Origin of the sequence: Desulfococcus multivorans (genome assembly GCF_001854245.1) — a bacterium.
GTDB classification, from domain to species: Bacteria; Desulfobacterota; Desulfobacteria; order Desulfobacterales; family Desulfococcaceae; genus Desulfococcus; species Desulfococcus multivorans.
Genome location: NZ_CP015381.1, coordinates 470,159 through 491,865 on the forward strand (window position 1 = coordinate 470,159; position 21,707 = coordinate 491,865).

Annotated in this window: 13 protein-coding genes, 2 pseudogenes and 1 CRISPR repeat array; of the genes and pseudogenes, 5 read left to right on the forward strand and 10 right to left on the reverse strand. The window is 51.4% G+C overall.

Annotated features, from left to right (window positions below; translation table 11 throughout):
• Positions 1-7: 7 nt before the first annotated feature.
• From dmul_RS02005 to dmul_RS02035, 7 genes are all read right to left on the reverse strand, one after another.
• Positions 8-2,779, reverse strand: coding sequence for a hypothetical protein (locus tag dmul_RS02005; protein ID WP_020875531.1), 2,772 nt, complete (start codon positions 2,777-2,779; stop codon positions 8-10).
• Positions 2,776-4,485 (reverse strand): DUF2357 domain-containing protein, encoded by a 1,710-nt coding sequence (locus dmul_RS02010; protein WP_040414287.1) that lies wholly within the window; start codon positions 4,483-4,485, stop codon positions 2,776-2,778. The genes dmul_RS02005 and dmul_RS02010 overlap by 4 nt, the downstream gene beginning before the upstream one ends.
• A 2-nt stretch (positions 4,486-4,487) precedes the next feature.
• The gene (locus dmul_RS02015; RefSeq protein ID WP_020875529.1) at positions 4,488-6,554 is read right to left on the reverse strand and encodes a hypothetical protein; all 2,067 of its coding nucleotides are present in this window, start codon (positions 6,552-6,554) and stop codon (positions 4,488-4,490) included.
• A 20-nt stretch (positions 6,555-6,574) separates the two neighbouring features.
• Complete coding sequence (locus tag dmul_RS02020) at positions 6,575-8,008, reverse strand: coiled-coil domain-containing protein (protein WP_020875528.1); 1,434 nt, start codon at positions 8,006-8,008, stop codon at positions 6,575-6,577.
• Positions 7,995-11,447 carry an AAA domain-containing protein gene (locus tag dmul_RS02025; protein ID WP_040414286.1) on the reverse strand — a complete coding sequence of 1,151 codons (3,453 nt, stop codon included), beginning with the start codon at positions 11,445-11,447 and terminating at the stop codon, positions 7,995-7,997. Before dmul_RS02025 ends, dmul_RS02020 begins: the two co-directional genes overlap by 14 nt.
• Before the next feature lie 122 nt (positions 11,448-11,569).
• Positions 11,570-12,097: a type I restriction-modification system subunit M N-terminal domain-containing protein gene (locus dmul_RS02030; protein WP_020875525.1), complete on the reverse strand. Its 528-nt coding sequence runs from the start codon at positions 12,095-12,097 to the stop codon at positions 11,570-11,572.
• Positions 12,094-12,708, reverse strand: coding sequence for a transposase (locus dmul_RS02035; protein WP_070962213.1), 615 nt, complete (start codon positions 12,706-12,708; stop codon positions 12,094-12,096). The genes dmul_RS02030 and dmul_RS02035 overlap by 4 nt, the downstream gene beginning before the upstream one ends.
• A 980-nt stretch (positions 12,709-13,688) precedes the next feature.
• Between dmul_RS02035 and dmul_RS02040 the strand changes: the two genes are divergently transcribed.
• Positions 13,689-13,931, forward strand: a complete 243-nt coding sequence (locus tag dmul_RS02040; protein ID WP_020875523.1) for a CopG family ribbon-helix-helix protein — start codon at positions 13,689-13,691, stop codon at positions 13,929-13,931.
• A gap of 635 nt (positions 13,932-14,566) precedes the next feature.
• Positions 14,567-16,116, forward strand: a pseudogene (locus tag dmul_RS02055) (IS3 family transposase).
• A 337-nt stretch (positions 16,117-16,453) separates the two neighbouring features.
• Here the strand turns inward: dmul_RS02055 and dmul_RS02060 are convergent.
• From dmul_RS02060 to dmul_RS21315, 3 genes and pseudogenes are all read right to left on the reverse strand, one after another.
• A complete protein-coding gene (locus tag dmul_RS02060; RefSeq protein ID WP_070962217.1) occupies positions 16,454-16,831 on the reverse strand; it encodes a hypothetical protein in 378 nt (125 codons plus the stop codon).
• Positions 16,822-17,010: a transposase gene (locus dmul_RS02065; RefSeq protein WP_020878851.1), complete on the reverse strand. Its 189-nt coding sequence runs from the start codon at positions 17,008-17,010 to the stop codon at positions 16,822-16,824. The genes dmul_RS02060 and dmul_RS02065 overlap by 10 nt, the downstream gene beginning before the upstream one ends.
• 35 nt (positions 17,011-17,045) lie before the next feature.
• Positions 17,046-17,258: pseudogene (locus dmul_RS21315) on the reverse strand (IS1634 family transposase); the annotation flags it as partial.
• Between the two features lie 451 nt (positions 17,259-17,709).
• A CRISPR array of direct repeats spans positions 17,710-18,733; the repeat unit is 36 nt; unit sequence GTCTGAACCATTGCCCCGATTCGAGGGGATTGAGAC.
• Positions 18,734-20,157: 1,424 nt separating this feature from the next.
• On the opposite strand from dmul_RS21315, the gene dmul_RS20000 reads away from it, so the two are divergent.
• From dmul_RS20000 to dmul_RS02085, 3 genes are all read left to right on the forward strand, one after another.
• The gene (locus tag dmul_RS20000; protein ID WP_040416847.1) at positions 20,158-20,355 is read left to right on the forward strand and encodes a hypothetical protein; all 198 of its coding nucleotides are present in this window, start codon (positions 20,158-20,160) and stop codon (positions 20,353-20,355) included.
• Positions 20,356-20,537: 182 nt separating this feature from the next.
• Positions 20,538-20,702 (forward strand): type II toxin-antitoxin system HicB family antitoxin, encoded by a 165-nt coding sequence (locus dmul_RS21050; protein WP_257785905.1) that lies wholly within the window; start codon positions 20,538-20,540, stop codon positions 20,700-20,702.
• Between the two features lie 122 nt (positions 20,703-20,824).
• Positions 20,825-21,664, forward strand: a complete 840-nt coding sequence (locus dmul_RS02085; RefSeq protein ID WP_040416850.1) for a class I SAM-dependent methyltransferase — start codon at positions 20,825-20,827, stop codon at positions 21,662-21,664.
• Positions 21,665-21,707 lie beyond the last annotated feature (43 nt).

Below are 21,707 nucleotides of genomic sequence, written 5' to 3' on the forward strand. Positions count from 1 at the left end.
ACCGGAGTTATCCAGCCAATTCATCCAACGCGGTAAGAATGTCGTTGCTGCCCTCGTAACGCATGAATTTTTCTATGCCGATTACGAGTTCTTTTGCCCTGACAGCGCCGGTAGCCTGACTATGAGAAAAATGGTTTTCTGCTGCCTTCAGACATTTCAGCGCACGTTCAAACAGATCACTATCCATCGGATTGCTCGGATCAAGGAAATCGTGGTCCACAACGCGGAATCGCAATAGGAAAAGAAAAAGGCGTGCGGCTTGAAAAAAACTTCTTTCAAAGTTCCCGAGGTCAGATTCCTGTTCCAATATTTTAACAGCTTCTTCAGTAAATGTTTTGGCCTGAGTGCGTGCCATGGCTCGGGGGCTTTTATCCCGCAAGCTCAGAGAACGCCAGAGCGCTCTCGATGACTGAATCGGAAAAGGTTTGTTGTGATTACTCTTGATTCGTTTATAAATTTTTTCATAAAGAAGCCGGAAGTCTTCTTCCGCCGTAAAAACTCTGCCTCCGGCATCAACCCCGTAATTCCACTTTTGGTTGTAAAGATTCTGCGAGATATATGTTCGGATTTGCTGTACCACCCTATTTGGGGTCTTTGCAAAAAGCCAACTCATCCTAACGACGAATCCCATCTTGTTGGCTGGACTGATGTCCACAAAATCTTTTTCTGCCTTGTCCGCTAGCCTGTCAATCACCATAGATGCCTCTTGATTTCCTGCCTTTCCATCCTGATCAATCGGCCGCAGGTGCTCAAAGCCTTCATCTGTTGGGTTGTTGGTAAATCTTGTCAGAGCATTTTTGACGCCGTCCACAATGCTCATGAAATCAGGAGTGAGTGGTGTCGTCTTTAAATATTTCTTGATTTCATATTTAAAATGCAACAGGAACGATGCCGTGGGATCGACCTTGAGGGTGATCACGTCCGGCCATCCCCGGGTTGGCGGGGGCGGAGGGTCGGCTTCCGCCATTGTCGAATAATCCAGGAATATCTGGCGGCCGCGCAGGAATGCCGCATCTTCGGAAAAGCTCGGGACAAGGGTGATCTGTGCCAGACCGCTGGCAGGCCGAATCTCCAAGGATATATCCACGGGCATGTTCGCTTCCGGCACTGAAGGAAATGCAAACTCTGCGCGTCGGAAAGGGTTGCCGAACAGCTCACGAGCCAGCTTTCTGGCGTATTCAAGCGTCTCCATTTCTTTGTTTGCGAATGATTTGAGCACCTCCTCGTAGGTTCCAGCCTGTCGCACTTTGGCAATGATCTCGGAGCGACTGCTTTGTGGAAGTCTGGTTTCCTGCCCTTCAAGTGATTCCGGTGCTTCCAGATCAATCCTTCCTCGTATTCCCCCCTTTTTGAGAAATACTTGAAGATGTTGCGCTCCAGCCTGGATCGCAAATTTCCCTCGGATGGCTGCCGGTTTGTAAGGCTTGCCGCCTTGGCAGGTCTCAGCATTGAGCAGATCTACCCAAATATGATCACCCTGCTGCTCAGCAAGCACAGAAAGTTGGGGGAGCGTATCAAGATAGGTGGGCAAACCTCTATCAAGGCGCCGCCCATACTCGGCACATCCATCAATCACGGGGTTTTCCTCGTGGGCCAACCAGATAGTATCTAATTGTGGAGATGTGGTATTGGCTTTAATGCCAAAGGCTTGCAGCTTGTCCTCTGCCGATTGGATCCATATCGGCAGTCTTGGGGGGCAAAGCGGACCCGAGACAATGATGCCACGCAAGCGACTTTGAGGTCGGGAGTCGAGCACGCTTATGAATAGTTTTGCAAGAGCTTCTGCTGCTGGTGTCTCCTCTTTCTCAGAAACCACCGAGAAAAGTCTACACGAATTTTCCAACAGCGCACGCAAACGGCTATTGGGAGCAGCGGGTACACTTCCGGCGCACTCGACCAATCTTTCATCCGGAGCCCAAAATGTCCATCGGTCCTCTAAACTCCAGACATCCACGTTCGAAGAAAACGACCGCCCGGAAAGGGCCTCCCAAACATGGGGGAATTTTGTGAACGCCTGCCAGAACGCGCCATCATCTATTCCCGGATAGGTCTTTTCAAGGGCATTGGCGGCCCAATCAAAACCCGCAACAGAGGAGACATGGCCAGGGCGTTCGCGCACGGGGATGATGAATAGGGTATTGTCGTGTTCCTCCCGATGTAAACGGAATGTGGTCATCTCAACACCATCAGGTCCAAGGTAGACCACCATAATGTGTTCCTTAACGCTCGTGTTTTCAGTAAACACATTTTTGGGGTTCAGTTTGGACAACCAGGAGAGTGCAGCGGCCACTGGCCTCCACAGAAACTGAATATTCTCGAACCCGCAGATTTTCAGGTCACGGAGCAACATTTCCTGCCCGAATTCGTCAAGTGAGTCCGGTATGGCCAACACAGCTGTATCCTGTGCGCTGCATCCTGATTTTTTAAGAAGATTCGCTACATGTTCGGAAAGGATACGACTGAGTGTGAAGCTTACACCCCGTCCCACTTGCCAACGGGCTGAACGGTCCCCAGCCTCCACCAGCCCATGCCAGACACACGGGATGGGCGCACGGCGCAGGGGAGCGTTGTGATTAACTCTTGCTTCTGGAGGCCAGGCCAGTCCTGAGTGGATACGATTCTCCTCTGCAGTAGCGCCTGTGTGGATTATACCTGAGGGATGGGTCGGCAACACCGCATTTGCAATACAAAGGGATCCATCACTTGCTCTACCTTCGACCTGAAGGACCTGGTCTGCCAAACCGAATGCAGCACAACCGAAAATTGTTTTGTTGATCATACCAGTCTATCCAACCTATCGTCTAAAAGGATTGCGAGGTATTCGACGACCTCGTGCCAATGACGAGGGTCGGATGGCATAATCACCACAGGTGCGTCCGATAATTCACGCACAACATTCGTTTCCTCAGCATATAAAGAACTGGCGGCTACCAACCCCTGCAGAATTGGCAAATTTGGGATGCGAGCCCCTGCCAGAACATTTCTGTGGAATCTCATCGCGCTCGTTGCAGATTCAGAAATACCTTCCCAAAAGATTTCCTGATTGGTACCAGCAGTGTTGATACCCCAAACGATGAGTACGTGATTTCTGTTGGGAGATTCGCCCAATGGCCGCACCACAAGATAGAGGTGTCCTCCGGTCCGGCTCAGGCTTTGGGTCAGAATATGTTCGCTTGCCTCATCCGGGTGCACAACTTCCAGGATAGCGATGGAACGTGGTGTCCCGTTGGCGATCCTTTCAATGACAAATGGACCGGGCTCGGACCCGCCCCGAGTGCGACTGCCGAGTATTTGTTCGCGAGTCACATGAAGGGACGAGCCTATCACCTTTCGGATCCGAATGCCGTTCTGTGGCGGCTTCAACCCTTCGCGTTCGAGATGGACAATAGCAAGATTCATAAGCAGCCGGACGATGTCCGCCCAGGTCCGGGCTTGCCAGTCCCAGAAGCGGTCTTCGTCTTCTTCCCGGCGCAACAGGCGGCAGTACCACGCCCAAATCTTGCGGTAGCGTAGATCGTTTTGGAGAACATAATTAGGCCGGACTCCAGCCCTGGCCTTGGGTACCCCCTCAAAATCCGGATGCTTGCCTGCATCTACACATATTTCTCGAAAACGCCGCACGTCCCGCGCCCGCTTGGAATCCATGAACTGCGCATTGATCTCCACCTCGTTTGTAATATAACGAAGAGACTCTGCATCGCAACGGTGTATAAAATCTTTGAGCACGCGGTTTTCCAGCACGTCAAAAGATTCCCTGCGCACTACGGCCAGCAATTCCTGCCTGCTGCCGCCCTTTTCCGCCATGTTGGCGCCAGGTTGGCGCACAAACCACTGTAAACAACGGACGTCCGTCTCACATATACGGTTGATTCGCTGCATGTTGCGCTCCCGCAGGAGAATCCGCCGCATTCCCTGAACCGTTCCAGATAAGCCGGCGCTCATCTCCTCGGCAATACGCACGATCAAAGAAAGACGAGGCTGTTGTATATCATTCGATTGTTGTTTGAGAAATTCCAGAACAGTGTTCCAGGGAATCATGCCCCCTTTTGACTGTCGGTTGGTCTTGTCATCCAGCAGATCATCAAAGAATTGTGACCATCCAAGAACCATGCGTGCCAGAAGGCTTTCCGTCTTGCCGTCGGCTGTAGTTCTGCGCTGTGCTCCCTTGGCTTCGATTGTAATATTATAGCGCCTTCCGTTGGAGAATATCATCATCGCTCCTTGACCATGACCCGAGTGTGAAAGAATGCCATGAGGCGTTTCATACACTTCAGTCCCGTCCAAAAAGGGCGGCCCTAAGGGAACGAATTTTTCATGCCGTACAGCAAGCAAAACTTGGGCACCGCTCATCACGGAGAGCACTGGGGAACCGAAAAACGGCAATACGACACCGTCGTTCGTGGCGGGAACAGATTCTTCCTCGACATCCACAGACCAGGGCCAGTGGTGAAAACATACTTCAATGGGCGCCGGCATCTGAGCCATCTTTATCTCCGCGGCACGCCGTGCCAGAGGAACAGGCTGGTGTTGCTCTTTTCTTTTGCCTCATTGAATGCATCAATGAGTTCTCCATCCCCCAATTCAACGATAATATCTTGTATCTGCGTCAAGCATTCAGCTGCATGGGGTTCCGATACATCAAGGCCTCTCAGTTTGGGTAGAATCTTCTGCTCAATCTGATCCGCAAACGCCAATTTATAGACTTCTCCTCTTCCGATCCTGGGATAATTAGCAACATAGGAACGGATGGCCTTTTCCACGCGGTAGCCAAACGGTCTGCCTATTTTTTGGAGGGCTGAATTTATTGCCTCCGTCCAGCCCGCAACTGTTCGGCTCCAAGGAGATTGTTCGTCGAATCCATGAATCCAGCTATTCCAGACGTCATGTGTCAGAAATCCGTCCGCCTTTTCAGTTTCGTGGGACTCTTGTTTTTGCGTCAGTTGGCTTGCAGGCTTTCCGAAGCGAAGCACATTGGAGCGGTCGAGAACTTTGTCCGAGAGACTTTGTGTGGTCTCATCCTCGTTCATAGTGCCAACAAAGAGCACGTTACCGCCGACCCAGAGACGTGATGCCTCGGTGCCGCTCGGACCAAGGTCCAGTACGATTTCAGCCCGCTTACGATCGGATGGATCCGTCGGATCTTTTACGTCGCGGCGCAATTCCAGCTTGGATAGGAATTCACTGAAGTAGTATTCTGTTCGAGCGAGGTTCATTTCATCCATAAGGACCATAAGCATTCGATCTTTGCTAACCCCACCGGTTCCCATGAATGGATGGTATTGATCCATACGAACCAATGCTTGTGCCATTTCAGTGGCCTTGTATTGCTTTTCCAGATAATTATAGAACCCAAACATATCCTGGGGCGAATCCCAGCGTGGCTGAACAGCCATAACCAGCAGATGCATGCCCATGAGTTGTGCATACTTGATAGGCAGCAATGTTTTGCCCGTGCCGGAGACGCCGGCCATAACGGTCAGGGGATTGATGTCCGCACATTTGAGCGATGTATGGAAGGAGTTTACCACGCGATCAGGGAAAACCAGAGCTTCCCTCACAAGATGATCCTTGAATTTTTGCAGGGCCAGAACCTCGTCCATCTGCAGACGTTTTGGGGGGAATTCTTCGGGATTGAGACAGGCCGGTGCCACCAAGAGATCGTTGAAGGATTTGGAGGGGTTTTTCGTGCCTCCGGCATCGTTTTCCGCCATCAAACGGTTTCGTTCAATTTCCAGACGGCTAACCTCTCGTTCTAGATAGGCCCGTCTCTCCTCAACTTGGATCATTTGTTCACGTTTCTGGTCGAAGTTTCGCAACGTCTTTTCCACTTCAGCCAACTCTGCTTTTTTCTGCTCTACTATTTCGGAAAGTTCGGCCCCAAGGATTTCCTTCCGCGCACAGATATCTCGAAGGTTCTGTTCCTTCTTTGCTAAGGATTGAAAACGAGCCTCGGAATCGGAGAGCTTCTCCCGTAGGTCTCGCTTGCGGGCCTGGATTTCATCAATATCTTTTTTTAATCTATAGAATTCCATCATCATGGTCGTTTTGGTTTCTTCCTTTTGTCGCACCTCCTCATTCAGGGCTTTGATCTTCTCCCCCAAAATTTTGAGTTCTTCTGATGCAGCGTCCCGTTGGTCTATGGCAGCCTGAATCTCTTCGGTAATCTGACGAATCTTTCCCACATGTTGATGTTTTTCCAGCTCCAGTCGTCCCACCTCATCCCTGAGTGACTGATTCTGGCTATCCATAGCCTGCACTTTCCGAGTCAGTTCATCCAGCTCAAGGCGCAGTTTTTCATGTTCTGCCCGTTCGGCGTCAACACGCAGCAATTCTTCTTTCTGCGCTCTGATATGGTCGCGGACCGCTTCATAATCCGCTTCGAGAAGTGTTTTTTTTGCCATGAGATCCGCCACACTCCCGCCCAGTTCCGTGATTACGGAAATTCTGCGGTGATTGAATAGGTACAGCAGAAAAACAATTATCAGAACGGACGTGCCTATCGCTGCGGCGAGAAACCACGCAATTGTGGGAATAATGGTAATGGTAGTATCCACTATCTTGTCTCCTTATGTTTTCAGGGCGTGTTTTCGGTCTTGGCGGCAGAAGATTGTGACTGAATCAACTGTTCACGGGCGACTTCAAGTTGGACGCGAATTTCTTTTTGCAGGATTCCGGCATCGCGGACCATGTTTTCCAGCTCAGTTTTCAGTTTGTTCCCATTGAAAAGGAGAGTTGAGGACGCCTCTTCACGCAGTTTGCCGATGTCTGTCAATGCACTCGTGATCTCGGCCAAGGTTGTTTTGAGTTCCGCAACAGCGTTTTTCAATTCCTGGTTTGTACCCTCAACATCTGAAACGTTTGGGGAGAGCCGGTTCATCATTGCCGTAAACTCCTGCAATGCCTGCTCTGCAGCCACAACCTGAGTCTCCAACCTTGAAATGTCGTTCATCCTGTCGCCGAAGTCCTGAATGTGCCTGCCCAACACTGCGGTGTTGCTGTTAAGAGACTTGATGGGGCTGTCAAGCTGGGTGGTCAGGCGCTGTGCCTGGGCTTTCGCCTCGGTACCCGCTCGAGCCAGATCCGCAACAGCCGTGCTCGTATCATTTCGATCCTTGCTGAATTCTCCCACAAGACGGGCAAACCTCTCGATAGAACCGTGCAGATCCTCAATGGCATTTCCGGTAGATTGGGAGTTGGTCGCCAATTCCGTCACGGCCTGTTGGGCTGTATCGGCTGTAAGCTTCAGCGCGCCCGCCGCTTCTTCGCTTTTTTTCCTGGAATCCTCCATACCAGCTGCAAGGTTTTCAAGATGAGATCCAAGCTCTACGAGCCGGCTGTTGTCTTTGGTCAAAGCTTCAAGGTCTGAAAGACGTGCTTCTTTGGTCTTCGCCATGTTGGCAATTTCTGTGTTAAGCGACTGTGTGCGCGCCGTTAATTCCGCCACCTGAGATCCCAGCCGTGTTACATCCTGTCTTAGCTTAGCGACATTAATGGCCAGGGTAGACTCTTGGGATTTCAGCCCGGATATCTCTGATTTCAATCGTCCTGCCTCTTCCCTGGCAGACTTGGTGGCTGCCTCGGCTTGTTTTCGATCCGCCACAGCCACTTCAAGGTCGTTCTGAAGGGTGGTGACAGTTTGCAGCAATGCAGCCTCACGGCTCGTGAGATCATGAATTTTTCCCTCTAAACCCGATATGTTAGCATTTAGATCTGTTTGGCGTGACTTCAGCTCCGGCAGTTCCTCTAAAAGTTTTGAGTGGGAGGCGATATCCGCTTCCAGACTCTTGGCCCGCTCATCTATAGTGACTTTTTCCAATCGGAGTTGGTTGCGTTCGGACTCCAGATTCATGATCTTGATTCCACAAAACAAATTCAACAAAAGCGTTACCGCCACGGCAGAAGCCATGAGCCAGAAGGAGGGAAATAAAGCTCGGGGATTCATTTTGCTCTGCCCCTTTTTCTGGTCTTTTACCTGCTCCAAATTGAGTTCATCATTACGGGGTGTCATCGGTGCCTTTCCATATTTCAGAGATAGAAGCCACACATCCCTGGAGGTTTTCCCTCAACTGGTATACCCAGAATCGTTTTACTCGCCAACCCAAGCTCTTGAGCTGATAGTCGCGCCAAATATCATCCTGTTTGCGGGTCCCGTCGGGGTTGCGGTGGTATCGGTCCCCATCCACTTCAATATCAAGTTTAAGTGGTTTCTCGTCGGTGCGCACCAAGGCGAGGTCAAGCCGACGCCCGGCAACGGGATACTGCACCGCAGGCGTCATTCCCCGCCCCACCAATGCGTTGTAAAGAACTTTCTCCCATGGAGAGTCGTGCGGCGCCCAAGGCCCTTGGGCCTCTTTTGCATCATTGCGGGTATGCTCCACCGATAGGCGCTCGATATGTTTAATGCCACATGAGCGGGCCCAGCTTCGGTTGCCTATTACGTGCAAGACAGCACGAGCCCGACTGGCTGCGACATTGAAAAGATTCCCCTGATCCTTCAAAAAATGGAGGGAGCCTTTCGGCATGTTCGGTCCGGCACAAAGACTGAAAAGCATGACATCCCGTTCATCGCCCTGAAAGCCGTGTGATGTGTCAACATGCAGGCGTGTTTCCCGCATGGTTTCCTGGGAAATGTCCTGCGCATATAGGGCATCGTTGATGCGATTCGCTTGTTGCCGAAAAGGTGTGACTACGCCGATGGTTCCCCGGAATCCGCTTGCCAGGAGTTCGACGATTTGCCTTACTATCATGTCGCACTCCTTTGGACAGTGGCAGCCATTCGGGCCGGCACTGAGAATTTCGGCATCCACAGGGGTCCAGTGGAGGCCGGGTCGCATGTCAGGGGGTACGCTTAAGTGTAACGGATCCACCGCTATCCTGAGCCTGTTGTCGTAAAATAATTCATTGGAATAATTGGCTATGTCTGCATGACTCCGATAAGTTTCACTGAGAAACACGGGTGCTGCACCATTAGCTTCAGCGAATAGATCATATAGTGAAGTGTTGGCGTAAGAAAAGCGACCCAGGGCGTATTCTGAAAGCCCAACGCGTTGCCTGATCAACGCATCCTGACCCGTACCGAAATTTGCGATATGTCTTAACTGATAGGGGTCTCCGATGACTCCGGCCCTGCGGGCGCGATACAGGACGGGAATGGCGGAAGCCATGTCGCACTGACTGGCCTCGTCCAAAATGGATAGGTCGAACATACCCGCAACCAAAGGGAGGCGAGAGCCGACAGACAGGTTGGTGACCGCCCAGCAAGGGAAGTGGGATAGGAGCAGTTTGATGTCGCGCTGCGCTTGATCCAGATGAGTCTCTGCTACGTTGCGGTCCATCAACCCAGAAGACAAGGAACGCAGAGCTGCACTTAGGTTCGCCAGCCGCTCACGCTCTTCACCCGGTGGCAGGCCATTGCCGCGCGCGGATAGATCCAAAGGCAGTGCGCGCTGAGTGATCTCCTGAATCCTTTCGGATAAGTCAGCAATCTCGCTGGAAAGGACATCCACGGCCGGAAGGGGGCGGAGTTTCTCTGCGATTTTCTGGGCCTCTCGCAGGGCCGTGGAATAGAGCTCCGCATGCTTCAGAACAGCAAGCAGATCCGCGAGTGCCGGCAATCCCCCATCGCTGGAGGTGCACGATAATGTGGGCATGCCCGGCAGCCTCAGAAACAAACTTTTTTTCAGTCGCAGCAGGAAAAGCCGTACATATGCGCCGATCTTTTCCATACAGGAGCCGTGCAAAAACGTATTTGAAATCCATTCTGTCTTTTCTGTCCAGCCGCTGGGAAACTTCCCGCGTCGTTCAGTTAATGCTTGACAAAGCTCGTCAGGCAAGTGGAGGGAATGGAATGACACAGCTTCCTCATGTCTGCTCATGCTCCATTCCAGCTCTGCTATCTCCCGGGCGAGACTAATACGCTCTCCACGAAGTCGAAGTAACTCGTCCGCTTGTTTTAGCAGAGCGTGACACTGTCGTTCGGCTTCATTGTCATGGCTTCCCTCCAGCAGCAAACGGATCATGGTTCGAAACGTAACTTTGAGATTTGGATCGTTTTTGGCATTGGCCCGGATTACATAAGGATTGCCGTCCTCTACCTGCAGGCGGCCCATAACGGCATCAATGGCCTTGTGGTTTCTGCTGGCAAACAGCACGCTTTTCCCACGCAAGCGCATGTTTGCCATGGCGGCCGCCGCCACTTGGCTTTTTCCTGTACCCGGCGGCCCAGTGATAACGGAAATATTCGCCTCCTGCAAGGATGCCGCCGCCTCGCGCTGTTCACGGTTCAGGGGCAATGTATCCAGCAGGATCGAAGAATGGTCAGACCCTGGTTCTGGAGCGATCTGGTCTCCCTTATTCAAGAACAGGGCACCCAGAGCTGTGCTTCTTAGTTCTTCCTCGGGCCTTTCTGCAATATGCGTGAGCTCCGAGAGCAGGGTTTGAACGTACCGGCCGCGCTTTCCGATCATCAGCACTGCACGGTTGTATATCCCGCTCTTAAGACCTTTTAGCGAACTGTTGATTACGGAATGGGACAGCAACGGCTCGCAGATATGATCAGGGAGCAGAGCTGATAGGTTTGATGTCACATGCCAAAGGGATTGCGAGCCACCCAAAAGGTTTGCCGTATCTTCATTGACATCTATGAATCCACAGCTCCTCAGAAAGGCCATTTGCTGGTCTTTTTTCCGCAGCCTCTTGTTGAGCCAGGACAGGTTAACTTCAAGTATCGGATCAAGATTGAAAAAGCATCTTTGGCGGGCATCATAAGACATCTTGAACTGAAATACGGGTTTGACTATCGCGCTCGGAGGAAAGTCTTCGTGGGCTTGCGGGAGCAACCATGTCTCTATGGGATAGCCAAGCAGCAAGGGCGTGTTAGGGGCCATGGATGCCAAACGGTTTAGAAACCCGGCGTGGCTTGCTTGAGGCGGAACAAAACCAATGAACGGCTTGCCGGAACAGGGCATCCAGTCTCCATACCGGGGAAGGTAGATAAACTGCTCTCCCTCCGATTCGTCAAAATGCGACGCTACTGCGCCAGCCTCCTGCTGTAAACATTCAATAAGATAATACAGGAACTTACGAAAGACGCCCACGTCCATCGGCTTTTGTGTTGGTTTCTGGGGGACGTCATCGGGTAGATTCAGACCAAGTAAGGATAGCGTCTCCGGCGACAATCGCTTTAAGAGCCTTTCCGACGTGCGGAAGGGTTGTGAAAAAGGTGGTGCAGCTGAATCATTGTGACGTTTCTCTATGCCGCGCCAGGAAAACGTTACTTCACCATTATCCATGTAAGACCGCACGGCTTTAAGGAGGTCTGAATATTGAGTTTGCGACTGAACGGAGGAATTTTTGAGAATCTGGAGACAAGAAAATATTGGATAGTCGCTTTCTATAGCTGCTTTCAGGTCCTTGTTTTCGGTAGGCAATTCTTTAACCTCTATCAAGAAAGGATCCAGAATGGTTTACGGTTTTGTGAAACATTTAGCCTTTTGAATATTCTTATATCAGAATATTACGAGAACTCAAAAAGGTCTTGCCACTACCACATGGATTTATCTGCATCGGCTCACACCTCCCGGATCGCCAACCGCCTGGAAGATTTCGTCTTCAGAAACTTCTTGATCAGAAACTCATAGCCCACGCCCAGCTCATCTTCCGGGCGGGCAGTTAGAAGCGAAAGTGTTTGCGAGCTGAAATGCTCGATCAGTTTACGCAGCATGCGGTCCAGCAGGTGGTCCTTGTTGGTCCACTGGGCATCACCGAAGATTCCGTACAGCGTGTCGGGGTTCGCCGTCTCAATGGCACGCATGGCGTGCTGGATGGCCTTCGCCACATTCTTGACCTTGGTGTGGGTGGCCTTCCAGTGTGCGTCTTCCGGGATCTGGAAACGATGCTGTTCGGGGAGCGCGGCGTATTCTTGATCGCCGCCGGATTCCTCCAGCGCCTCGTCATAGACACCGCAAAGGTGTTTGTAGAACAGCAGCGGGAAGATGAGCTGCTTGTAATCCCCGGCATCGAAGTAGCCGCGCAGCAAGGTGGCCACGCCCCAGAGGTAGGATTCCAGTGCGGATTGGGAGATATGCCGGGTCTTCATACCATCCATGTCTCCGTTGCATATTCGGTGGCTGGTTCCCGAACCTGCATAGGGGCGGTTCGCGAACCGCCCCTACAATTAATGCCAAATTCGGGTTGATCGGAATGTAATTTATCCATTTCCCATTGGGCAGGATTATTCCGGATGTAATCGCGAATATGATTCAATTCCGATTCATCACGGATGATGTGTTCCCAATAATTGCGCTGCCACAATTTTGTGCCGGGTGTGTGGCGCAATTCGTTGATACGTTTGGTTGACACCGTTTTGAATGCGCCGATTAATCGACCAATGGGTTTGCGTTTACCCGTAGGGGCGGTTCGCGAACCGCCCCTACAATCGTCGGTGATTACGATAATTCCATGTAAATGATTCGGCATGACTACAAATGCATCCAACGCAACATGGTCATATTGTTCTGCCAACCATTTCCATGAATCTATAATAAATTTTCCAGCCTCGTTCAACCGCATTTCGCCATTCACGATATCCCCAAACAGGCATTCCCGGTTCTGGGTGCAAATGGTCATAAAATACGCGCCTGCTTGGGAATAATTGTATCCCTTGAGGCGGATGGAACGGCGATTGTGGATTTCCGGGTTGTATTTCATGGCAATAATCCATTCCGTTTACCCGCAGGGGCGGTTCGCGAACCGCCCCTGCGATCATCACAAAATTCGGGTTGATCGGGATGTAATTTATCCATTTCCCATTGGGCAGGATTATTCCGGATGTAATCCCGAATATGATTCAATTTCGATTTATCACGGACGATGTGTTCCCAATAATTGCTGCCACAATTTTGTGTCGGGTGTGTGACGCGATTCGTTGATGCGTTTGGTTGACACCGTTTTGAATGCGTCGATTAATCGACCAATGGGTTTGCGTTTACCCGTAGGGGCGGTTCGCGAACCGTCCCTGCGATCATCACAAAATTCGGGTTGATCGGGATGTAATTTATCCATTTCCCATTGGGCAGGATTATTCCGGATGTAATCGCGAATATGATTCAATTCCGATTTATCACGGACGATGTGTTCCCAATAATTGCTGCCACAATTTTGTGCCGGGTGTGTGGCGCGATTCGTTGATGCGTTTGGTTGACACCGTTTTGAATGCGCCGATTAATCGACAAATGGGTTTGCGTTCAACCGTGGGGGCGGTTCGCGAACCGCCCCTACAATCGTCGGTGATTACGATAATTCCATGTAAATAACAGGCATTCCCGGTTCTGGGTGCAAATGGTCATAAAATACGCGCCTGCCTGGGAATAATCGTATCCCTTCAGACGGATGGAACGGCGATTGTGGATTTCCGGGTTGTATTTCATGGCAATAATCCATTCCGTTTACCCGTAGGGGCGGTTCGCGAACCGCCCCTTAATGGCCGGACCAACGATGGCTAAACAGGCGCTGTTTGCTTTATAAAACGCCCTGGAAAGGAGATCCAAGGATAACTATCCAGAATCACAAAGGCAAGGCCAAGGCAGATCAAGCTGCCTTCCCGCCGGTGAAGGCAACGTTAACCTGAGGTGAATCAGGCTTTCGAAACACCATGGTATGATATGTGGCCATACCGGAGAGTGATTGAAATGGCAGCATCAAAAATTGCAATTACAATTGACGATAACACACTTAACCGTTTGGATATGATAGTTAAATCGAAAGTTTTTCCAAGCCGCAGCAAAGCTATCCAGGAGGCTGTCGCTGAAAAATTGATGCGCATCGAGAAAAGTCGTCTCGCCCATGAGTGTGCTAAGTTGGATCCGGAATTCGAACAATCCCTGGCGGAGGAAGGCTTCTCATCGGAGTTGGCAGAATGGCCGGAATACTGAGAGGTGATATACATCACCAGCCGGTCGCAAAGGGCTGGTTATCCGCTGACTATGGGACTGGTGAATACCGATTAAGAATTGGCTCTCATCATCGATGGTTTGAATGAAATCATTGGCGGTTGATCACGTGTCGTATGCGGACGAGTGCTCTGCTGCTATGCGGAATAGGCACTTGTGCGCATTGACTTGATCGGAAAAAGTGTTTTAAGATCGCGCGTGGATCCGGGAGGCGGTTAAAAAACAGATCATTGTTATCGAAGCGCCGGCCAACGACAGCCAACCATAACGAGCAGGAATTTTCGAAGGATGAAAAACGACCGGTGAAGCCGACACGGGAACGAATGCTCAAGGCCCTGGGAAAAGGACAGGGCATTGGGAATGCCGTCCCTGTTTTCCGGAAAAGCTCCCTCATCGGTATTGATGGCGGGGCTTTTTTTGTTTTGAAATCGGGAGCGGGATTCAGTGTGAATGATATTGAGGGCGTGCAAAATTGCCCGAACCCACTCTCTATAATATCAGGTCGAATTATTGGCAATTTACGCACCTTTTTCCGGATCTGTTGCCCCCCCCCTGTGTCAGGATAGTTGTCGCATGAACTGAAACCCGTTATAATAAGGGGCGCAGGAGGTTCATGCATGCGATATTCACCAGAACGAAAAGAGGCCGTCCTCAAAAAGATGCTGCCGCCACATAATCGGTCCGTAAAACAAATCGCTCTTGAAGAGGGCATCAGTGAAGCAACACTGTATAACTGGCGCCAGTAGGCTCGATCGAAAGGGATCCTGATGCCTGACGGCGATGCCGGACCTGAAAGCTGGAACGCTCGGGACAAGTTTGCCGCCGTCCTTGAAAGTGCGTCCCTGAATGAACATGAGACCGCTGAATACTGCCGGCGGAAGGGCATTTATCCGCAGCAACTGGAGCAATGGCGCCAGGCCTGTGAAGCCGCCAATGACTGGGATCGGCAGACCAACATCAAGCTGAAATCGGATCGGAAAACCGATCGAAAGCGCATCAAGGATCTTGAAAGAGAACTCCGGCGCAAGGAGAAAGCACTTGCCGAAGCCGCGGCCCTGTTGGTGCTGCAAAAAAAAGCACAGGCGATCTGGGGGGACCCCGAGGACGAATGATCAGCACCTCTGATCGCCGCAAAACCGTTGCGCTGATCGATAATGCGCGTCAGGAAGGTGCGCGCCTGGCACCGGCCTGTGAAGTGCTCGGGATCAATGTCCGAACCTACCAGCGCTGGACCCGGGGCGGCGAAGTCAAGCCGGACGGGCGCCCTATTGCCGAACGTCCGGAGCCGGCGAACAAACTGACTCTCCAGGAGAGACAACGGGTTTTGGATATCTGCCATGCGCCTGAATATGCCGACCTGCCGCCTGGGCAAATCGTTCCCCGACTCGCCGACAAGGGCCGGTACGTTGCCTCGGAATCGAGCTTTTACCGGATCCTGCACGATGCTGATGAGCAACACCACCGGGGCCGGAGCGCAAAGCCGCGGGATATTGACCCGCCCAGGGGATATCGCGCCATACGCCCCAACCAGGTGTGGAGTTGGGACATTACCTGGCTACCGTCACCGATCCGGGGCATGTATTTCTATCTGTACATGATTCTGGACATCTACAGCCGCAAGGTGGTTGCCTGGGAAATCCATCCCGCCGAGAGTGCGGACTATGCATCGGTCTTGTTGCATAAGGCCGTGCTGTCCGAAGGATGCCTGCTGGACCCGCCAGTGCTGCATGCGGACAACGGTGGTCCCCAAAAGGGCTTTACCATGAAGGCCAAACTGGAAGCGCTGGGCGTGACGCCCTCCTACAGTCGTCCACGGGTCAGTAATGACAATCCCTATTCGGAGGCGCTTTTTCGAACGTTCAAATACCGTCCGGAATATCCGGTGAAGGGGTTTAAGAGCATCGATGCCGCACGGCAGTGGGTCAGTCTGTTCGTCGCATGGTATAATGGCGAACACCGCCACAGCGCCATTGGATATGTTACGCCGAGGCAACGCCACAAGGGAGAAGACCTGAAAATCCTGGTCAATCGCGACAGGGTCTACCGACTGGCGAAACAACGGCGTCCGGATCGGTGGAGCGGTAAAAGCCGAAACTGGGAACCGGTTCGGGAAGTGTGGTTGAACTGTCCCAAAGAAAAGACAACGGCACTGGATAAGGCCGCTTGATGATCAGTCGGTTTCAAAGAGCAACTGAAACAGCAGAGATGATTTTCAATCATCTCTTGTCAACGCCGTCAGCCGGAGGGCTTGGGAATGTCAAGGGCGCGAAGCGCAGCGGAGCGTTCATCTCGACCCTTGACATTCCCAAGACTGGAGGCTACCTCGAATTCAGTCGGGACCGCCTTCATTTAGACAAATCTTTTTCAAAAAATGCGGCATCTGTCTTGACAAATAGCGCCCCGCTTGGGGTCCCGTCTATTTTTTTTTGCTTGGATTGCCCTGTTGTGGTTGTGAGCGACTCAAGAGATTGCACACAGAGTGCAATGTCGGCAGGAAGTTATCCCTACAACGCCACTTGTCTCGAGCAGCCAGTCTCTTGCATGCGCCTTCGCCGGTGTGACAGATAGGCGCGATGGTTTTTTGTCTGAATCCAGAAGATTTGTTCGATCATTGTTTCAAAACTGTGCTTTTTCATTGGCAGCAACAGGTTGAGCAGGATTCCAATCTGCGACAGCGTAATGGACGGTGCTTTTTTTCCCAACCTTATTTTCATGTGCCAGAGGAAGAAATGCGCCAACATGCAGGTTAACATGTGGTGATGCCGGCCCATAAATTTTCGCACCTCATAGTGGTCCATGCCCAGCTCTGTTCTGGTTTCCTCGAAACATTGCTCGATCGCCCACCGCAGCCCGCTGAGCCATACCAGCGTCTTCAGTCGCACCACCGCTTCGGAAGAAAAAGTCGTTTGTCGACAAGGGCATATCCCTGGATCATCATTTTGTCGTCATCCCATGGCGCATCGCTGACAAAGCGCTGCAGCGACCTGACCTTGACCCCTTCGACGGAAAGGGCAATGGGTTCAAAGGACTTTCGTTCCAGCTCGCTGAATTGGCCGGCCATATAGTTGAAAAAGTGCTCTCGGGGTTCACTGCGATGGAAACAATCGGCAGCAGCGTCTTGACGTCGGTGGTGTTGCCGGGCCGCATCTCACAGCAGATCGGCTGCCCCTTGTCATCGATGACCGCGCCCACAACCATCTGCTTCAGGTCCGGCCGATGGCCCTTGCTGAAACCCCTTTGTCCGAGAGCTTCGCCGCCGCACCCTTCGAAGTAGATCGATGTGGTGTCGAAAAAGACGACGTTCTGGCTTAAAAAACATGTCGAACGTCATGGCCCGACACAGGTGATGCGCACGACCCGTTCGTCCCCGGCAACCTGTTTGCGCCGTCGGGACATCGGCTTGTAGCCCGGCCCAAAAAGACCAACATCACGGCTCCCGGGGAGGCGGTTTTGATAGGGTGAACGCCGACAGCGCAGGGCAAGGGTTTTGAGACGCCTTCCCCGCACATGATTTTCGATTTTTGCCGGCCGGAGGATGTCGCTGCTAAAATATCAAACAGATGCAGTGGGTTAAGACGATTTTTGTCGTGTTGGCCGGTGCGGAGATGTGCGGAGAACAATATGGTTAATATTCAAAGAGGCTTACATGAAATTTGTGCCGTTTTGGAGGTGGGGAAAATCTTCCCAAACACGTTTTTTGGGGGGATGTGCGGAAACCCTGTTGCAACCCCAGGAAAAATTTGCTAAAAAAACACCCAGAGTCTGAACCATTGCCCCGATTCGAGGGGATTGAGACAAATGACTGCGGCAGAAACAAGGGCGGTTGTTAAATTTTGTCTGAACCATTGCCCCGATTCGAGGGGATTGAGACGGTATTGGCCTCATTACCGGGTCTGATCAAACGTGGGTCTGAACCATTGCCCCGATTCGAGGGGATTGAGACCTTTGCTTAAGCCCATATCGAAGACAAAAATCTTTTACGTCTGAACCATTGCCCCGATTCGAGGGGATTGAGACGTGGAAGGCTGGAAACGTCAACCGAAATAACCTCTGTCTGAACCATTGCCCCGATTCGAGGGGATTGAGACAGAGTATTAGGATAGCCTCGACTTTCTGGAACCTATGGTCTGAACCATTGCCCCGATTCGAGGGGATTGAGACTTTCATTAACAGTTTCCTTCCGTTTTCGGAAAATTCTGTCTGAACCATTGCCCCGATTCGAGGGGATTGAGACTTTCGTCCCGTGCCTTCACAGCACGGGCAAATTTCATAGGTCTGAACCATTGCCCCGATTCGAGGGGATTGAGACAGGATCAAGCCGAGAATACGCTCGGCCTCCATGAAAGTCTGAACCATTGCCCCGATTCGAGGGGATTGAGACAAAAGTCTAATGCTCCCAAATTCAAAGAAATAAGATGGTCTGAACCATTGCCCCGATTCGAGGGGATTGAGACTTGTTTTTTAGCCATTGTCACCATCATTCAGTTTGTGTTTGAGACTGCTTGCGGCCCTGAACGACACAGCTACTTTAGTCTGAACCATTGCCCCGATTCGAGGGGATTGAGACTTGCTCCAACCAGATATGCGCGGATATCCGAGAGGCGTCTGAACCATTGCCCCGATTCGAGGGGATTGAGACTGGATTCTGCCATGCAGGGACACTGGCAGCTCTTCCAGTCTGAACCATTGCCCCGATTCGAGGGGATTGAGACCTGCTCGATGCTGTAATCGAACATGCTTCCGCCATAGTCTGAACCATTGCCCCGATTCGAGGGGATTGAGACACTTCACCAGGCAGGACATCGGTTTGCAGTCCGGTCCAAATAGACCAACACCACGGCTCCCGGGGAGGCGGTTCTGAAAAGGCGATTCCTCAATATCGCCCGACAGCCGTTGACTCGAATTTCCGCGTGATCGGCGGCTCGCAATTGTGCGATATGCCGGGTCGCCGGCTCATTACGGACTGCATTGATCGCGCGTTTGCATCCACCCGGGGTACCGACCAGCGTTAGCCGCTATTACCTTCCAATTATCCGACCTTCAGCATTCCGACAGCTCTCTGTCTTCATCACCTTATTATGTCGGATCTGTCCGATAGGTATTTATACCTATGCGGCAATAGGCACTTGTACGCATTGACTTGATCGGAAAAAGTATTTTAAGATCGCGCGTGGATCCGGCCGGAGGCGGCCAAAAAGCAGATCATTGTTATCGAAGCGCCGGCCAACGACAGCCAACCATAACGAGCAGGAATTTTCGAAGGATGAAAAACGACCGGTGAAGCCGACACGGGAACGAATGCTCAAGGCCCTGGGAAAAGGACAGGGCATTGGGAATGCCGTCCCTGTTTTCCGGAAAAGCTCCCTCATCGGTATTGATGGCGGGGCTTTTTTTGTTTTGAAATCGGGAGCGGGATTCAGTGTGAATGATATTGAGGGCGTGCAAAATTGCCCGAACCCACTCTCTATAATATCAGGTCGAATTGACAGGATCATCAATGAGTAAGCGAGGAATGGACGCATGTGCAATCAAGATCGATACGCCGAATTTCGAGAGAAGTATACGCATGAAGATAACCTGTTAAATCATCGGATATCTTGGCTGATCATGTCTCAGACCATTTTGTCTGCTACTTATAGCGTTGTGATAGGGGCATCTCGGAATGTAGCCTGCCAGGATCAACTGGACCTGATCATAACATACGGGCCATGGTTGGGCATTTGTCTTGTGATAGTGTCTGCAGTGGCTATTGGGCTTGCGATAGTCGCGCAAAATAAAATAATAAAGGAGTGGCGTTGGATACGCAAGTGGAACGATCAAAGAGAATTAACCGCAATTGAATCAGATTTCGGATATGTTGCCCCGATTGGGGTCCCGTTGATTTTCTTTATCGCTTGGATTGCCTTGTTGCTATTGTGAGCGACTCAAGAACGCTTATGGACATCGGATAAGGCGGACCGGGTAAGAGCCTGCTATCTTCATGCCTGCCTGAAGTGGGTGGTGCGGGATTATTTGACCAACGCCTCTCTTAGGGAACGTTTTGGCATGGAGGAAAAGAATAAAGCATCTGTTTCCAGGTACATCCGCGAAGCGATTGAAGATGGGGCCATAAAGCCTTTTGATGAAAGCGCACCTAAAAAGTTTATGAAGTATGTCCCGTTCCCCCCTGGGCGAAAGCTTAATTGATGGGTAATTGATGGGGGCGTGAATGAAGCCAACCGACACCAGCGGGAAGCATCTGGAAACCATCATCGTCGCTGCTCTGGTGGAGGATGCCGGTTATGTTCGTGGTACTATTGGCGGTAAACCGTGGCCGCAAAAAATGATAAATATACGTACCGGGTTACCGGGTCTGAAGATGATAATGAGTATGTGGGACTGTGTGCTGAATTTCCCAGCTTATTAATCCGGCAATTAAAGATCCGAACAAGAAGTTGTTAAGAATATTGCTGACAACCTAAAATATTTGATCAAGAAAATCATGGTCTGTTTCTGTAAATAGTTGCCGGTTTAATAAGTTGGCTGGACGATACCCCGGAAAAGGCCCTGAAAGGCATACGAAATCTTGTAGCGGATGTGTTGTCGGACATGGGACAAACCGGTGAGCCAGTCCCGGAGCCAATCGCAGGCAAACATTTCAGCGGGAAATTCATGGTCCGGGTGCCTCCTGAGGTACATAGAAAATTGGCCATACAAGCTGCTGAGTCCGGCGTTAGCCTTAATCGTATTGCAAGTTTCAAATTGAGCCAATAATATTTAGACAATAATAATATAGATCTGTACACGACCATGCCTTCCACATCACGGGCGGCAATTCCGCTGCGCTGCGTAACCTGTACGGCCGGCGCAGCGCCGTACGAACGATGAAAGAGACGATGTTTGAAGCGCTGGAGAGAATCAACGAACGTCCCGAACCGTTCGAATTCTACACGGCAAGCGATCTGTGGACTGACGAGCATACCTCGGCGCGGATGCTTTCGTTGCACCTCGATGAGACAATCGACGTTTCATCACGGAAGGCGGCGTTCATCAATCGATCGGTGAAATGGATCACATCCCGATTCGATATCGACAGGAACCGCACGATTGTGGATTTTGGCTGCGGTCCGGGATTGTACACAACGCGTTTGGCGAAGCGCGGGGCGGATGTGACGGGCATTGATTTCTCGGGGAGGTCCATCCGGTATGCAAGGGAAGTCGCCGCCCGCGAACAGTTGAACATCAACTACGTGAACCAGAATTACCTTGACTTTGAAACAGAAAAACGATTCGACCTGGTGTTGATGATCATGTGCGATTTCTGTGCCCTCGGCCCAGCACAGCGGAGAGTGATTCTCGACAAATTCCACACGCTTTTAAAGCCGGGCGGCTCGGTCCTTCTCGACGTCTATTCTCTGTCGGCGTTCCAACAAAGAGAAGAAGCGGCCATATACGAACAGAACCTGCTCGATGGATTCTGGTCGCCGCACAAGTATTACGGCTTTCTGAATATCTTCAAATATCACAGAGAGAAGGTCATGCTTGAAAAGTACACGATTGTTGAGCCGGCCCGCACCAGAACGGTATACAACTGGCTGCAGTATTTTGCCCTGGAGGACCTGGAGAGCGAGTTCCTCGAGGCGGGATTTTCCATTGACGGGATTTATGCGGACGTCGCGGGAACCCCGTATGATCGAAATTCGGACGAATTTGCCGTTATCGCCGGGAAGGCGTAGAGGACAGATCTCCGCAGTGCACCCGGGCGGCAATTCCACTGCG

Bases quoted from the DNA above. Each gene is read 5' to 3' on its own strand.
- dmul_RS20000 (WP_040416847.1), top strand. From the start codon at position 20,158: ATGAAGCCAACCGACACCAGCGGGAAGCATCTGGAAACCATCATCGTC.
- dmul_RS02005 (WP_020875531.1), bottom strand. From the start codon at position 2,779: ATGATCAACAAAACAATTTTCGGTTGTGCTGCATTCGGTTTGGCAGAC.
- dmul_RS02020 (WP_020875528.1), bottom strand. From the start codon at position 8,008: ATGACACCCCGTAATGATGAACTCAATTTGGAGCAGGTAAAAGACCAG.
- dmul_RS02010 (WP_040414287.1), bottom strand. From the start codon at position 4,485: ATGGCTCAGATGCCGGCGCCCATTGAAGTATGTTTTCACCACTGGCCC.
- dmul_RS02035 (WP_070962213.1), bottom strand. From the start codon at position 12,708: ATGAAATACAACCCGGAAATCCACAATCGCCGTTCCATCCGCCTCAAG.
- dmul_RS02040 (WP_020875523.1), top strand. From the start codon at position 13,689: ATGGCAGCATCAAAAATTGCAATTACAATTGACGATAACACACTTAAC.
- dmul_RS02065 (WP_020878851.1), bottom strand. From the start codon at position 17,010: ATGGCCGGCCAATTCAGCGAGCTGGAACGAAAGTCCTTTGAACCCATT.
- dmul_RS21050 (WP_257785905.1), top strand. From the start codon at position 20,538: ATGGGACAAACCGGTGAGCCAGTCCCGGAGCCAATCGCAGGCAAACAT.
- dmul_RS02085 (WP_040416850.1), top strand. From the start codon at position 20,825: ATGTTTGAAGCGCTGGAGAGAATCAACGAACGTCCCGAACCGTTCGAA.
- dmul_RS02030 (WP_020875525.1), bottom strand. From the start codon at position 12,097: ATGAAGACCCGGCATATCTCCCAATCCGCACTGGAATCCTACCTCTGG.